Origin of the sequence: Salinicoccus sp. ID82-1 (assembly GCF_021991715.1) — a bacterium.
GTDB lineage: Bacteria > Bacillota > Bacilli > Staphylococcales > Salinicoccaceae > Salinicoccus > Salinicoccus cyprini.
This window is the reverse complement of record NZ_JAGFLY010000001.1, coordinates 416,088-430,436: the sequence shown is the minus strand read 5'-3', so window position 1 is coordinate 430,436 and position 14,349 is coordinate 416,088. Positions and strand designations below refer to the sequence as shown.

The 14,349-nt window shown below is 45.9% G+C and carries 14 protein-coding genes and 1 riboswitch; of the genes, 2 read left to right on the top strand and 12 right to left on the bottom strand.

The window, feature by feature from the left end:
• Positions 1 to 208 precede the first annotated feature (208 nt).
• The 4 genes from J4760_RS02140 to J4760_RS02125 are packed head-to-tail and all read right to left on the bottom strand — an operon-like array spanning position 209 to position 3,833.
• The gene (locus tag J4760_RS02140; RefSeq protein WP_237604635.1) at positions 209 to 1,363 is read right to left on the bottom strand and encodes an aminotransferase class I/II-fold pyridoxal phosphate-dependent enzyme; all 1,155 of its coding nucleotides are present in this window, start codon (positions 1,361 to 1,363) and stop codon (positions 209 to 211) included.
• Entirely contained in the window at positions 1,363 to 2,166 is an 804-nt protein-coding gene (locus J4760_RS02135; RefSeq protein WP_237604634.1) for a MetQ/NlpA family ABC transporter substrate-binding protein, read from the bottom strand. The genes J4760_RS02140 and J4760_RS02135 overlap by 1 nt, the downstream gene beginning before the upstream one ends.
• Position 2,167: 1 nt before the next feature.
• Entirely contained in the window at positions 2,168 to 2,827 is a 660-nt protein-coding gene (locus tag J4760_RS02130) for a methionine ABC transporter permease (protein ID WP_145285702.1), read from the bottom strand.
• Positions 2,811 to 3,833, bottom strand: coding sequence for a methionine ABC transporter ATP-binding protein (locus J4760_RS02125; RefSeq protein ID WP_237604633.1), 1,023 nt, complete (start codon positions 3,831 to 3,833; stop codon positions 2,811 to 2,813). The genes J4760_RS02130 and J4760_RS02125 overlap by 17 nt, the downstream gene beginning before the upstream one ends.
• A gap of 60 nt (positions 3,834 to 3,893) precedes the next feature.
• Positions 3,894 to 3,997, bottom strand: a riboswitch (SAM riboswitch).
• A gap of 210 nt (positions 3,998 to 4,207) precedes the next feature.
• Between J4760_RS02125 and J4760_RS02120 the strand changes: the two genes are divergently transcribed.
• Positions 4,208 to 4,768: a hypothetical protein gene (locus tag J4760_RS02120; RefSeq protein ID WP_237604632.1), complete on the top strand. Its 561-nt coding sequence runs from the start codon at positions 4,208 to 4,210 to the stop codon at positions 4,766 to 4,768.
• Positions 4,769 to 4,868: 100 nt separating this feature from the next.
• Positions 4,869 to 5,828 (top strand): GrpB family protein, encoded by a 960-nt coding sequence (locus tag J4760_RS02115; RefSeq protein WP_237604631.1) that lies wholly within the window; start codon positions 4,869 to 4,871, stop codon positions 5,826 to 5,828.
• A gap of 76 nt (positions 5,829 to 5,904) precedes the next feature.
• Here J4760_RS02115 and J4760_RS02110 read toward each other — a convergent pair whose 3' ends face one another.
• The 8 genes from J4760_RS02110 to J4760_RS02075 form a co-directional block, all read right to left on the bottom strand.
• Entirely contained in the window at positions 5,905 to 7,656 is a 1,752-nt protein-coding gene (locus J4760_RS02110) for an ABC transporter ATP-binding protein (protein WP_237604630.1), read from the bottom strand.
• Positions 7,653 to 9,389: an ABC transporter ATP-binding protein gene (locus J4760_RS02105; protein WP_237604629.1), complete on the bottom strand. Its 1,737-nt coding sequence runs from the start codon at positions 9,387 to 9,389 to the stop codon at positions 7,653 to 7,655. Before J4760_RS02105 ends, J4760_RS02110 begins: the two co-directional genes overlap by 4 nt.
• A 486-nt stretch (positions 9,390 to 9,875) precedes the next feature.
• Positions 9,876 to 10,238, bottom strand: coding sequence for a hypothetical protein (locus J4760_RS02100; RefSeq protein ID WP_145285684.1), 363 nt, complete (start codon positions 10,236 to 10,238; stop codon positions 9,876 to 9,878).
• A gap of 11 nt (positions 10,239 to 10,249) precedes the next feature.
• The gene (radC, locus tag J4760_RS02095) at positions 10,250 to 10,933 is read right to left on the bottom strand and encodes a RadC family protein (RefSeq protein ID WP_145285681.1); all 684 of its coding nucleotides are present in this window, start codon (positions 10,931 to 10,933) and stop codon (positions 10,250 to 10,252) included.
• Positions 10,930 to 11,634 carry a prepilin peptidase gene (locus tag J4760_RS02090; RefSeq protein WP_237605034.1) on the bottom strand — a complete coding sequence of 235 codons (705 nt, stop codon included), beginning with the start codon at positions 11,632 to 11,634 and terminating at the stop codon, positions 10,930 to 10,932. The genes radC and J4760_RS02090 overlap by 4 nt, the downstream gene beginning before the upstream one ends.
• A 267-nt stretch (positions 11,635 to 11,901) precedes the next feature.
• Positions 11,902 to 12,555 (bottom strand): class II aldolase/adducin family protein, encoded by a 654-nt coding sequence (locus tag J4760_RS02085; RefSeq protein ID WP_237604628.1) that lies wholly within the window; start codon positions 12,553 to 12,555, stop codon positions 11,902 to 11,904.
• 12 nt (positions 12,556 to 12,567) lie between these two features.
• Positions 12,568 to 13,848 carry a TRAP transporter large permease gene (locus J4760_RS02080; protein ID WP_237604627.1) on the bottom strand — a complete coding sequence of 427 codons (1,281 nt, stop codon included), beginning with the start codon at positions 13,846 to 13,848 and terminating at the stop codon, positions 12,568 to 12,570.
• On the bottom strand, positions 13,845 to 14,345 hold the full coding sequence (locus J4760_RS02075) for a TRAP transporter small permease (RefSeq protein ID WP_237604626.1): 501 nt from the start codon (positions 14,343 to 14,345) through the stop codon (positions 13,845 to 13,847). Before J4760_RS02075 ends, J4760_RS02080 begins: the two co-directional genes overlap by 4 nt.
• Positions 14,346 to 14,349: the final 4 nt, after the last annotated feature.

Below are 14,349 nucleotides of genomic sequence, written 5' to 3'. Positions count from 1 at the left end.
TGATAAGCATATGTAAAATAAAAAATAGAGAGGCGGCAGCCTCTCTATAACAGATAAGATAATAATATATATGATATCTAGAACATGTTGCACTGTTCTATCGGAGGCCACCTTCATGAGACATTCATTACTTTGTGACCTGTTATGTTATCTATAATGTTACATGCATTTGATATTAATATCAAGTACTTTCGAAAAATTTTTTCCATTACTGCCATAAATGTTTGATCTGCTGGAATCTTGACACCGTCTCTCGAAGCACGGCATCCTCCACAGCAAGGGAGATTCTGATGTAGTCCTTGCCTCTCGAACCGAAAGCAAAGCCTGGAGTAACGAGAATCGACAGCTCCTGGATGAGATAATCCCTGAACGATTCCCCATCGTATCCTGAAGGTACCTTGATCCAGCCGAATATGCCGCCTTTGATCGGATTGATCGGAACTCCCATGTCAGTAAAAGCATCCGTCACCATGGCACTCCGACGCCTGAACTTCTCCTTCTGGCCTGACAGAATCTCCCCATCATTCCGAAGCGCCGCGGCTGATGCATCCTGTGTCACGCCCCACATGCCCGTCTGCGTGTGATCCTGATACGTATTGATGGCTTCGATCATCTCCCTGTTGCCGACCGCAAAGCCGGTGCGGAAACCGGACATGTTGAAGCCTTTCGACAGCGAGTAGATTTCGATGGCGCAATCAAGATTCGTGTCACTCTCGAGGATGCTCGGATGCGGATTGTCGAATGAAAATGTGGCGTAGGCGAAGTCATGGACGATCCTGGTACGTGTCTCTTTGAACCTCTCCACTGTCCGGTCGAAGAATGCCTTATCGGCAACCGCCCCGAGCGGATTGGATGGGTAGTTCAGGTAGATCAGCCGCGCATTCTGAAGTTCGTGGTCCGGCAGGCTGTCATAATCCGGAAGGTAGCCGTTCTCAGGGAGCAGCGGCAGGTCGTATGTTTCACCGCGTGCAAGCATGACACCGGGACCGTAGTCCGGATAGCCCGGGTTCGGGAGGAAAACACCCTCCCCCGGTTCAATAAAAATCATCGGAAACTGGACCAGTGCACTTTTCGTTCCATAGAGGAGCGCAATGTTATCATCTTCGAGGTCCACATCATAATGCTTTTTATAGAAGGTTTTGATTTCATGCTTGAAGGACGGCTTTCCCCTGAAGCTGACGTATCGCTGATTTTCTTCCTTATATACCGACTCTGTGACTGCTTCAAGTATCGGTTCCGGCGTGCGGCCGTCCGGAATGCCGACTGCCAGATTGATGAGCGGCAGCGGTCCCGGTTCAAGTTCACTCGACATTGCGGTTTTGAAATAGCTTTCCGGTATACTGTTCAATAGTCTGTTTGCCATTACTGTCCCTCCGGTTTATCGAATCCCTGGAACCTGCTGTCTATCGTATCCTGAAAATGATCGGACTTCACTGCCTGGATCAGGTCCTCTGCAAGCTTGCTGTCCTCATCGGATGCATTGATGACAACCTGGTTTCTGAAGTTTTCATTCATATTCTCAAGCTGCAGTGCATCTGCCAGGTCCATGCCGCTTGCCAGAGCAAAGTTCCCGGGTACAAGCGACAGTCCGATCTGATCCACGCTTCTTGGCAGCTGGCCGGAATCCTGATAGACGAATTCCAGGTTCTTGTTATTCTGTATGATATCAGATTCCTCGACTGCGAGCATATTGGCATCCTCGGCAATTTCGATCAGTCCGGCATCAACGAGCGTATGGAAGCCTCTGGACGAGTTGACCGGATCGAGCGGCAGTGCGACTTCGCTGCCATTTTCGATCTCCTCCAATGATTCGTATTCACTGGAATAAAGCCCCATCGGCGCCGTCGGGACCTGGATGAGATTGGTGAAGTCCGTACCGTTTTCTTCATTGAAATCGGACATGAAGGACTTGTTCTGGTATAGATTGGCATCGAGATCCCCATTATGCAGCGCATTATTCGGCTGTATGTAGTCGGTGTACTCGACGATTTCAACCGTATAGCCCTGGTCCTCAAGTGCCGGCTTCAGGGCAAAATTCACCATGTCACTGTAAGGTCCAGTGGAAGCACCGATTGTGATGACTTCCCCTTCTCCTTCATACAGCAATGCACTGGAGCCGATGATGACTGCCAGAGTCGAAGCTAGAAATATCAATATTCCTCGCATATCAGTTCCCCTCCTGTCTTCTGGTCAAAAAATCTCCGATCAGCTGTACAAGCTGTACGATGATGATCAGGACGACGACAGTGGCAACCATTGTCACTGTGTCATAGCGGTAGTATCCATAGCGGATGGCCAGATCGCCGATGCCGCCACCCCCGACGACACCTGCAGTCGCACTGAAAGCGATGATGGAGATGATTGTCAGCGTGATGCCCTGGGTGAGACCACGGCGCGCTTCAGGTATGAGTACATCCGTAATGATTAGCGGCAGGGAAGCCCCGCCTGCGATGCTCGCTTCGATGACCCCTTTGCTGACGCCATTGAAACTCGTCTCAGCTAGTCTGGCAAAGAGCGGTATTGCTGCGATGGACAGTGCCACGCTGGCAAATACAGGACCGTGCGAGCTGTTTGTCAGCCATGTTGCCACCGGCATGATGGCCACGATGAGTATGATGAAAGGAAACGAACGGATGACGTTGGTGATGGCGCCTAGAACCTGGTTCAACGGCTTTATTCTGAACAGCAGCGGGTTTGCTGTAACATACAGCAGTATGCCGAGCGGCAGTCCGACAAGTACCGCAAAGAATATGGAGACCGATACCATTAGCGTGGTTTCAAGCAGTGCACGGTATAGCAGCGGTGCAATTTCAGACAGTCTCTGCATGGATTTCAGCCCTTTCTATGCCATTGGATTCGTCGATGAATATTTTGAGCCTTGTGATTTCTTCAGGATCACCTTTGACATGCAGCATCAGGAAGCCGAGCGGCATATCATGGATGTATTCGATCCGCCCGTTCAGTATGCTGATGTCACAGTCGAAATGACGATAGAGCTGATTGACATAGTTCGCCTCTGCATTCTCATTCAGAAACTTGATGGTGATGACCTCGGATCGCTCATTGATTTCAATGTGTGCCGGAATAATGAAATCGTAGATGTCCTGGACGAACCCTTTCGTCACTGCGTGCTTTGGATGGCTGAAAATGCTGTAGACATCATCACTCTCCACAATCTCTCCCGCCGTCATGACCCCGACCCTGTCAGCAATCTCCTTGATGACTTCCATTTCATGTGTAATCAGAACGATGGTGATGCCAAGCTCCTTGTTGATCCTCTTGAGCAGCTTCAATATCGTCTTCGTCGTATCCGGATCCAGTGCACTGGTCGCTTCATCGCAGAGCAGTACTTCCGGATGGTTCGCCAAAGCCCTGGCGATGCCGACCCGCTGCTTCTGTCCGCCACTCAGATTGCCAGGGTAGCTGTCCGCCTTGTCGCTCAAGCCCACAAGCGCAAGCAGCTCTTCTATACGACCTTTGACCTTCTTCTTGTCGTATCTGCTTGCCTTCAGAACAAACTCGATGTTTTGATAGACAGTCTTCGACTCGATCAGGTTGAACTGCTGGAAGATCATGCCGATCTTCTGCCTTTTATTTCTTAGATCCTGCCCTGAGAGCGAATTGAGTTCCGTCCCATTGACACTGACCCTGCCGGAACTCGGATGCTCCAGAAGGTTGATCAGCCTGAGCAGCGTACTCTTCCCTGCACCACTGAAACCGATGATGCCGAATATCTCCCCGTCACATATCGATAAGGACAGCTTTTTCAGAGCCTCCACTTTCCTGCCATTCACTTCGTACGTCTTTGATACATCTTCAAGTACAATTGCCATCCGATCACATCCTCTATGTAAAATAAAAAAACCATCTGCCGAAATGGCAAATGGTTTCTACAATTATCTGCCAAGCCTCCGCTTGTAGGATTTAGCACAGTACCCGGGTGAGCCTGCTGCTGAAGCTTCAAAGGGCCTATTCCCTCCACTTCTCTGGATAACAGTATTCAGTTGAATGATGATAACTCTACATGACACCAGGAGAAATGTCAACATTCAGATAGTTTGGATTTACGAAACTTGATAACCAACTGTTTCTACTCTATCGGTATATAATAGATATGATTGGAACACTTTCATCGAAACAGTACATCTGCAGAATAATAGACGCAGCAGTCAGCTTCACTTTTGATGCATGAAGGAACGTGTTCAGGATGAACAAGAAAATATCCAAAAAGACATTGCCCGTCCCCAAACTTCTCCATGAACTTTTTGGCAGAAGGACAACAAAGGCGGAGTTGGCCATTGTGCTGGCGAGCTGCATTCTTCTTTCCTCAATACTGCTTTTTCACACATTTGATGAATGGTCAGAGCTCGCAGTGTGGAAGATGATACTACTGGTCATACTGACACTCGATATCACCGGGGGTGTGGTGGCCAATGTTACAAAAGGTACGAATGAATACTATCAGGGAAGTCCTGAAGCCAGGTTGGTATTTCTGACCATCCACGTCCAGCCACTGATACTCGGCTGGATCTTCGGCAATTTTTCATTATGTGCAATCATCTGGATTTTCACCATATCTGTCGCATGGATTATTACCAGAATTGAAAAAAGAGACCTACAGCGTACTGCTGGAATGGCATCTGCCCTACTGGGACTCGGCATACTGACGCTGCTCTCTGACACACATTTTATTCTGAATGGACTGCTCGCCTTATATGTTTTGAAGCTCGTTTTCAGCTTTGCGGTTGATCATGGTAAAACCGAGTAATATGAGCAATATCTAAAGAGGCTTGAATTAGAACGAAAATAGATGGCAAAAATATAACTAATGGATACAGAACCTAACATAAAAAAGACAGGGTGAATTTATGCGAAAGCTGGAGTTGGTTTCTTACAGAAAAAGCTGGGAAGATGACTTTAACAGAGAAGCTAAGAAGATACAGGCAGTTTTTGCTGAAGAGCTATTGGACATACACCACATTGGAAGTACTGCAATCCCGGAAATGGTCGCCAAACCTATAATCGATATTCTGGTAGAAGTTCAAAATGTTCAACACGTAGATTCATATAATACTATGATGACTAAGCTTGGGTATACTGTAAAAGGAGAGAACGGAATAGCTGGCAGACGATTTTTTGTTAAGCATATAAATAGCAGCAGAACACACCACGTACATATTTACCAATCAGGCAAAAGCGAAGTTAGTAGACATTTGGCTTTTAGAGATTATCTGGTTGAAAATCCACAAGAAGCAGCAAAGTACAAACGCCTTAAAAAGGAGCTCAGCGTGCAACAGGTTTTTAATGTTGAAGAGTACCAGAAAATGAAGTCTTCACTAGTAAACGAGCTGGCAGAAAGTGCGATCAACTGGGCGAGTCAAAATAAGAAGGTTTCTGTCATAGGATTTATCATACGTGAAAAAGATGATGGAATTCATGAGTTGCTAACACTGTCTTTTGATTCTGACAAAGTCTCCACCTTACGTATTCCTGGAGGCGGCGTAGAAGAAAAAGAAGACCTGATAATGGCTCTTAACCGTGAAATACATGAAGAAACAGGTTTGTTGAATACGAAACTCGTACGGAAATTAGGGTGTGTAACCTACTACAAACCTTTCATCAAAAAGATGGTTGAACGTCATGATTTTCTGTTGTATGCCCCTTCGAATACTGAGGACTTCTGGGCGCATAAAGTTACTGGAGAAGACAAAGATGACGGTATGTATTTTAAATATAACTGGATACAGTCTGTTGACTTCGGAAAAGTGGATGGTGAACTTAGAACTTTCCTAGAGCCGGTTTCTATTCCTGAACTATTTAAGTCATGAATAATTTCCTATCTACCAATTGTTATAAAAATAAGAAACCATCTGCCTTGATCAGCAGATGGTTTCTTTAACATATCTATGCATTCATCGCTTTCGGCTGGCCGAGCTGCATGGTGTACATCTTGGCGTACTCCTTGCCTGAGGCAATGAGTTCCTCGTGGTTGCCCTTCTCAACAATGCGGCCGCTATCAAGCAGCAGAATCTGATCTGCGTGCTGGATGGTCGACAGCCGGTGGGCAATAATGAAGGTTGTGCGATTTGCACTGACGACCTTCATGGCATGCTGGATCATCTGCTCGGTTTCGGAGTCGATGTTGCTTGTGGCTTCATCAAGTACGAGCACTTTCGGGTTGAATACCATAGCGCGTGCAAATGAAATGAGCTGACGCTCACCGAGCGACAGTGTCGAACCGCGTTCGGTCAGTTCGGTGTGCATATCGTTGTTCATGCGTGACAGCATTTCCCCACCACCGACACTGAGGAGTGCCTGCCTTGCTTCTTCTTCAGAAATCTCTTCGTTGTTCATCCGCAGATTGAACAACAGGGATCCACTGTAGATGAAGGGATCCTGAAGTACAATTGACATGTGCTGTCTCAAGGACTGTTTGCTGAATTTGCGTGTATCCTTGCCATCGAATAGAATCTTTCCTTTGACCGGGTCATAGAAACGCATCAGCAGGTTGATGATCGAGCTCTTGCCGGAACCGGTATGACCGACAAGCGCTACGGTTTCTCCCGGCGACACATCTATACTGATGTCTTTGAGCACTGTATGTTTGTCATCGTAGGAGAAGCTGACCTCCTTGAAGGCAATATGACCGGTGAAGCTGCCCAGGTTTTCTTCCTGCTCCACTTCGATTTCTGCATCAAGCAGTTCGAATACTTTCACTGCAGCGACACGGGCCTGCTCATAGATGTCCAGTTCCCCGATGATATTGAACAGCGGGTTGAAAAAACGTGTCACATAGTCCACAAGTATATACATCGTCCCGACGGACAATGCTGTTGATGCATCCAAAAAGCTCGATGCGAAAATATAGACCATCACTGCAAACAGCAGCGATCTCAATGTCCCCATCAGATTCTGGCCTGTGGCACTTTCAAGCTTGATCAGGCTGCCTGTACTCTTAAGATAGTCATTATTCAAAGCTTCAAACTCCCGTGTAATCTGCTCTTCCCGATTGAAAACCTGGATGATCGGCATGCCGCTGATCGATTCGTTGATCATCGCATTAATATCACTGTTACGCTCTCTTCTGGTATGGTTGAAGTCATTCGAATACTTCCTATAGAGCACCATCCAGATAATGATGATCGGTACAAACAGCAGCATGACCAATCCGGTCCAGATGTTGATGAAAAGCGTAACGACTGTAATCGCCCCGATGGTCAGAGTGCTGACAAGAAACATCGGAAGAACAATTGAGAACATATGCAGAATGGATTCCGTATCGTTTGTAATCCTTGCCACCACCTTGCCCGCTGGGAGATCGTCGAAATAGCGGATCGGCAACTTTTGTACATGCTGAAATACATCATTTCTGATTTTTTGAACCACCAGTGCTCCCGAATTCTGAAGGACAACCTCCTGGAAGTAGCTAAATATGGCGTACAGAAGATTGGTCCCTAGAAATACCGCCAGCAGCTGATAGATCGGCAGCATCTCGATCTGCCCTTCACCTCCCTGGATATGACGATCCAGAATGATCATGGCGATCACCGGTCCGAGCAGTTCAAAGCCGACCATCAGTATCATCAGAATGATACCGAGGGCGAACCATCCCTTGAAATATAGCGCATAATTGATCAGTCTCTTAAGTTCTTTCATATTGTTTCACCTCCAGTCCGGTAGTAGTCATTCTGCTGGCTGTACCAGCCACCGGTTGCTGACAGCGTTTCGTGCGTTCCCATTTCTACAACCTGCCCATCGTCCAGTACCGCAATCAGATCTGCGTGCTGTACGGCAGATAGTCTATGCGTAACGATGATGGTCGTCTTGCTGGTACGATTTCGTCTGATGCCATCGATGATCCGCTTCTCGGTCTTCGCATCAACCGCACTGAGTGCATCGTCCAGTATCAGAATATCGGGGTCACGGATCAGGCTTCTCGCAATGGAGATGCGCTGCTTCTGTCCGCCACTCAGGGCGATGCCCTTTTCACCGACCATCGTATCAAGGCCTTGTGGCATACGTTTCAGATCTGTATCAAGTGCACTGAGTGCAATGGCTGCCCCAAGTTCAGCCTCAGTCGCCTCCGGATTGCCGAAGAGAATGTTTTCTCTGACAGTTCTGGAGAAGAGGATGTTCTCCTGAGAAACATAACCGATTTTTTCGCGCAGTGCCTTCTTATCGAGCTCGGCAATTCTCTTACCATCTATGACCAGTCCCCCCTCCCCTTCCGGATAGAATTTCAGAAGCTGTTTGACTAGCGTCGACTTCCCGCTGCCGGTCCTGCCGACAATGCCGAGTGTCTCACCGCTCTTGAGTTCGAACGTAATATCCTGCAAGTTCGTTCGTGTGCTGAGCGGATACTGGAATGACAGCTTGTCAAAGTCCATGCCCGCATTCGTCATCATCATGTCACCCTGGTGCTTCACGTCGTCTTCCGTATCAAGCACTTCATCGATGCGGGTCAGTGATGCATTTCCACGCTGCATCACATTGAACAGCATGCCGACCGCGAACATCGGCCAGACCAGCATGTTCAGGTACACGTTGAAAGCGACGATATCGCCGACCGAAATGATGCCGCGATTGGCAAGCACTGCCCCATAGCCGAAAGCGACCATGAAGCTGAATGTGGTTACAATGACGGTCAGCGGTCTGAACAGCGCATCCAGACGTTCGACTTTCATGAACTTCTGCAGATAGTCGTCCGTCATACCCTTAAAGCGGTTGTTCTCCGCTTTTTCCTGAACATAGCTTCGGGTCAGCCTGACCCCTTCGACAATTTCCAGTACCGAGTCATTCATCACACTGAACGCCTCCTGGCTTTCCTTATGGGCCTCATTGATCTTCTTGCCGAGACGCTGCTCGACAATGGCCAGAATCGGCAGAGGCAGGAGCGCAAAAAGCGTCAGCTGCCATGAAATTGTGAAGCCCATGACCAGAATGATTGTCAGCATGAATGATGTCGCATCGACCAGTGTCAAGAGTCCTATGCCGGTCGCCATATTGACACTGCGCAGATCATTCGTCGCCTTCGCCATCAGATCGCCCGTCTTATTGCGTTCATAGAAGCTCGGAGACAGAAGCAGAAATTTGCGCATCAGTTTCATCCTGATGATGCCCTCGATCTTCTTCGCTCCGTCAAACAGCAGATAGGACCATATATAGGTCGCTGTGTACGTCAATACAGTCACGGCAAGAAAGATGATGACAAGCTGCCACATGAGCCGCTCCGTCATCTCACCGTTGCCGATGAAGTCGATTGTCCGCCCAATCAGCTGTGCCGGAATCACTTCCAGTACATTCGCTATCAGGAGCACACCGATGATTGTTGTATACTTCCATTTGTTTTCTTTAAAATACCATCTCAGTTTCCATAGAAACTCGAACATGATAACACCACCCTGTTCTTACCAGGGCACTCAATCCACAATTACAGTCGAGAGCATCCTCTGGTAGTCTTTGTTGAAATATTCGTTGTTGTCATTGCATCAAGCTGTCTTTTGCATTTTGAATTCGGCATATCATCACCCCTATAGTTCGGAATATTCTTATAAATTACAACAAAAAAAGTGCGCACTATTAATGTGCACACTGATATCAGGCATAAAAATAGGGAGGCTTGCGCCTCCCCTAACAGATAAGAAATAATATATATGATATCTAGATTAGAACCGGAGTGGGTTAGAATCTATCGAAGGAGGCAATAATATGAAGTTGTTTTTCGAAGAAGTAAGTTGCAGTAATCATAAAATTGACCTCCTTGTTATGTAATTTATAAGATATATAAATCATAACGTACATTATTTCGGTTTTCAACACATTTTACAAAACTAACAGGGTTGTAATAGAGTTGTAATATTTTGGTGTAATTTTCCTTACCAATCCGAGGTGTAGTAAAGGTCATACTTATCATAGTTGATGAATTTCGCATGATAGAAGTCGCAAGCGGCCTGATTGATGTAGTTATGATATATTCGATCGTATTCATATGAACCGAAAAAAGGTCCAGGAAAAACAGGCATCAAAAGATTTGCTTTTTCCGGAGAATGTCGCACCTCGTTCAATGTCAGATAGAGTTCATTTATTGTTTTATTTGTAAGTTTAATCTTCCCACAATTTTCGATTTCGTATCTTCTCACAAAATACCCTTGCAATGCATTGAACTTTCTATAGTAGCTGTATTCTATCACTTCCTTTGTTTCCTTTTCCTGCAGGTATAAATACATATCAAGACCCATAAGATTCCTCCCTATTTAATAAAGTTCATTTCTTTTAGACTGATGAATTTACCGGCTCCTATAATGATATGATCCAGAAAATCCACACCGATCATATCACCGCAGTCATGAAGCCGCTTGGTCACCTCAATGTCTTCCCGGGATGGTGATGGATCCCCGCTTGGATGGTTATGAACACAGATTATGGCTGCAGCACTCCTTTTAACCGCTTCCTTATAGACTTCCCTTGGATGTACTATGGATGAATTCAGCGATCCTTTAAACATGGTTTCCTGGTGGATGACCATATTTTTGGTAGATAAGTATAGAACAACGAAATGTTCCTGCTGATAATATCTCATTTTCTCCATCAGGAAATCACTTACATCTTCAGGGCTTTTGATGTAGACATCTTCTTCCAGAGAATGTGTATGCATTCTGATCGCTACTTCAATTACAGCGAGAATTGTAATTGCCTTGGCTTCTCCAATACCTTTTATGCTGATCAGTTCCTGATAGGTAAGATCTCTCAATTCACGTATCGACTTCATATCTTTTATGATCCTGTTGGCAACAGTAACACTTGATTCCTCCCTGTTTCCAGTATTGATGATGATGCCAAGCAGTTCCTGGTTGGTCAGCTTATCAGCGCCATAGTTCATCAGCCTTTCCCTGGGTCTATCGGCATTATGCATTTCTTTGATCAGCATTGTCATAGAAAACCTCCAAAGTATATTTGATTCATTTCTTCATACAGCAGGAACGAAAGAATGAGTGCATTCGTTATGAATGGCACCAATGGTATTTTGCTCGGTATCTTGTTCCTGTATAAATGAAGGATGATAATAAACAGACCACCAATTATATAAGTCATCAAAATTGTATATATAAAGAAGTTGACTGGTGTTATGAGTGTGATTACAGTAAACAGTTTGATATCTCCATATCCGATGGTTTCAGAGAAAAGATAGTAGAACAGATGCAAAATGAGGATGATCACAATATCTTCCCAGATGTTGAGGTAGGACAGTTCAGTCAAATATAGACCAGTAAACAGGAACAGAAGATTCATATGATCAGGTATTTTATATGTTTTTATATCATTTAAAGAAATAGGGATGAGAAGCGTAATTACCAGGTAGTACAACGTGAAGTCTTTTAGAGAGAGATCATAGAATACAGGAAGAATATAAAAGAAAACCAAGAGAAGTTCGCACAAAAAGGTACCCCGGTCAATTTTGGAATGGCAATGCAAACATTTTCCTTTTAAAGCCAGAAAACTGACAAGTGGTATAAGCTCTGGCCAATTCAGTGTATGACGACATGAATCGCACCGACTCCTTCTATAAAGAAAGTCACTATTTTCAGCACATGCCAAAGCATAGATGAATGAAGCAAGTATACCTCCAAAAATCATTATCCAGATCATTTCATCCCTCCTTTGATAGCACTATATTAACCGTACTTTCCCGTTCTGTAAAAAGGCAAAAACAAGGTAATTTGATGAACCTCAAATAAAAACAGCAGTACTGTATGAAAAAATAGACAGTACCCGGTTTTCTGTACTCTTGGAAGGAGATTTCATACATAAATAATGTGTAAACGTACTGGCCAGACCAATTCAAGTTCAAAAAAACGACAGCTGAAATTATCAGCTGTCGTCTTCAAAATATCTATTCACTTTCTATTGCTCCGGCCAATCCCTAACCGGCTTATATCCGGAGTTTTTCAAAAAGTTTTCCACCTTTTCATCAGACAGCCCCTGCATGTTGATCCCGTTCTGAAGTGCAGTGATATGCATCCTCGCAGTGTACTCGAGTGTTTCGAGTGCCATTCGTGCTTCTTTCAGATTGATATCGTAGACGATGATGCCATGGTTCTCAAGCAGCAGGATGTTGCCTTCTTTGGACTTCTCCTTCACCGCTTCTGCCAGTTCCCTGCTCCCTGGATGGTAGTAAGGGACTCTGACGACTCTTTCAAGATAGTACATGGCTTCGACGAAGTAGTTCGAAGGGAGCTCGAGATCGGAGTTTGCGACCAGTGTACTGTAGAACGGTGAGGAATGCAGTATGGCGTTGATCTCCGGCCTATTTTCATAGATTCCCTGATGCATGATGTGTTCTTTCGACGGCTTCTTGCCTTCCACAAGTCCATTTTCGTCACAGAGTGAAAATTCTTCTTCTGTAATTTCACTCAAGTATGTGCCGCTCGCTGAAACATAGAACTGGTTGTCATCGAGCCTTGCGCTGATGTTTCCGGCAGTCCCCCACACGAGTTTATTGTTTCCCATGAATTCCCCGGTTCTTTTAAGGTCATGGAGCAGATCCTCTTTATTCATAATGACAACTCCTTACTTGGTATCAAATAGCTGTACTGGTCCCAGTGCAATCTGAGGGATAAAAGTGATGAGTGCAATGGCGATGATGACTGCAATATAGAATGGAACGAGTGCGCGGGTCAGCTGATCGATCCTGATCTGGCCGATCCTGCCTACAATGAACAGGTTCAAACCGAGCGGCGGTGTAACCATGCCAAGTGCGAGCGCAACAATCATGACGACACCGAAGTGTACTGGGTCGACGCCGACTTCTGAAGCGATCGGCACGAGTATCGGCGCTAATATTATGATGGATGCATTGGTTTCCATGAACATGCCGATGAACAGCAGAAGCAGTACGACAAGAAGCAGGAATACCATAGGATTGTCGGTGACTGATGTGATGGTCTGTGCGACTTCCTGAGGTACATTTTCTATTGTCAGTATCCAGCTGAACAGCCCTGCAGTTGCCAGGATGAACATGATGGAAGCTGTTGTCTCGGTCGCTGTTGTCAGTACGGTTCTGATGTTTCTGAGACCAATTCCCTTATAGACGAACACGCTGATGATGAACGCATAGACAACGGCAACTGCTGCCGCTTCTGTCGCTGTAAAGATACCACTGTATATACCACCAAGTATAATGAAAGGCATGATGACGGCTGGAATCGCTTCCCAAAATGCTTTAAGAAGTTCCTTACCTGTTGCTCTGCGCTCTTTCGTGTAGTCTCTTCTCTTGGCAATGATGACGACGGTAACTACGAGTCCAAGGCCGATGATGATACCTGGCAGCATGGAGGCGACAAAAAGATCACCAATGGAGGCACCGGCCGCAACACCATATAAGATCAGCGGAATACTTGGCGGCAGAATGATGCCGAGTGTCCCTGAGACAGCCTGCACGCCGCCGGCAAATTCCTTATGGTAGCCGCGTCTGATCATTGCAGGGATAAGTATCGATCCAAGTGCCGCTGTTGCTGCCACACTGGATCCCGAAATAGCGGCAAAGAACAGTGTCGTAATGACTGTGACAATGGCCAGTCCACCGGTAACGTGACCGGTAAGGGCATTGGCAAGATTGATCAGCTTCTGTGAAATGCCGCCATATTCCATGATGACACCGGCAAGAATGAACAACGGAATCGCCATAAGCGGAAATGAATCGAGTGCGACAAAGCTTCTCTGGGCAACTGTTGCCAAAGGCATATCACCAGCCAGGAAAAGTGCCAGAGCCGAAGAAAGGCCAAGGGATATTGCTACTGGTACCCCAAGCAGGAATAGGATCAGTAATGAGATGATGAGTATTGCGATCATGTGAGCTGCTCCTCCCCTTTATGTCCTCTGTTCTGCATCTTTTCAAACAGAACTGCAAGCGCATTCAAAAACATCAATAGAGCGCCGACAGGTACTGCCGCATAGGCCCATGCCATTGAGAACTGCAGGTTTGGTGTAACCTGTCCGATGACTACAAAAGTCAATTGGATCCCAAAAATAAGCAGTATCGCAAAGAATATGATGCTGGCAATCAGGATGATGATATCCAGAATACCTTTCGTTTTCGGTTTGACGATTTCCAGAAGAAAGTCGACGGCGATATGTGCACTCCTACGTACAAGCAAGGCAGAACCGAGGAACACGATATATATCATGAGATACCTGGAAATTTCTTCTGTCCAGCTGATCGGATAGTTGATGACGAACCTTGTCAGCACCTGAAGGAAAACCAGTGAAACCATGATGACGAACAAGGTCGAGACAATATATCTGAGTCCAGTATTCAATGTGTCCATAAAGTTGATGTATGCTTTCATCTAA

Bases quoted from the DNA above. Each gene is read 5' to 3' on its own strand.
- J4760_RS02140 (WP_237604635.1), bottom strand. From the start codon at position 1,363: ATGGCAAACAGACTATTGAACAGTATACCGGAAAGCTATTTCAAAACC.
- J4760_RS02135 (WP_237604634.1), bottom strand. From the start codon at position 2,166: ATGCGAGGAATATTGATATTTCTAGCTTCGACTCTGGCAGTCATCATC.
- J4760_RS02130 (WP_145285702.1), bottom strand. From the start codon at position 2,827: ATGCAGAGACTGTCTGAAATTGCACCGCTGCTATACCGTGCACTGCTT.
- J4760_RS02125 (WP_237604633.1), bottom strand. From the start codon at position 3,833: ATGGCAATTGTACTTGAAGATGTATCAAAGACGTACGAAGTGAATGGC.
- J4760_RS02120 (WP_237604632.1), top strand. From the start codon at position 4,208: ATGAACAAGAAAATATCCAAAAAGACATTGCCCGTCCCCAAACTTCTC.
- J4760_RS02115 (WP_237604631.1), top strand. From the start codon at position 4,869: ATGCGAAAGCTGGAGTTGGTTTCTTACAGAAAAAGCTGGGAAGATGAC.
- J4760_RS02110 (WP_237604630.1), bottom strand. From the start codon at position 7,656: ATGAAAGAACTTAAGAGACTGATCAATTATGCGCTATATTTCAAGGGA.
- J4760_RS02105 (WP_237604629.1), bottom strand. From the start codon at position 9,389: ATGTTCGAGTTTCTATGGAAACTGAGATGGTATTTTAAAGAAAACAAA.
- J4760_RS02100 (WP_145285684.1), bottom strand. From the start codon at position 10,238: ATGGGTCTTGATATGTATTTATACCTGCAGGAAAAGGAAACAAAGGAA.
- radC (WP_145285681.1), bottom strand. From the start codon at position 10,933: ATGACAATGCTGATCAAAGAAATGCATAATGCCGATAGACCCAGGGAA.
- J4760_RS02090 (WP_237605034.1), bottom strand. From the start codon at position 11,634: ATGATTTTTGGAGGTATACTTGCTTCATTCATCTATGCTTTGGCATGT.
- J4760_RS02085 (WP_237604628.1), bottom strand. From the start codon at position 12,555: ATGAATAAAGAGGATCTGCTCCATGACCTTAAAAGAACCGGGGAATTC.
- J4760_RS02080 (WP_237604627.1), bottom strand. From the start codon at position 13,848: ATGATCGCAATACTCATCATCTCATTACTGATCCTATTCCTGCTTGGG.
- J4760_RS02075 (WP_237604626.1), bottom strand. From the start codon at position 14,345: ATGAAAGCATACATCAACTTTATGGACACATTGAATACTGGACTCAGA.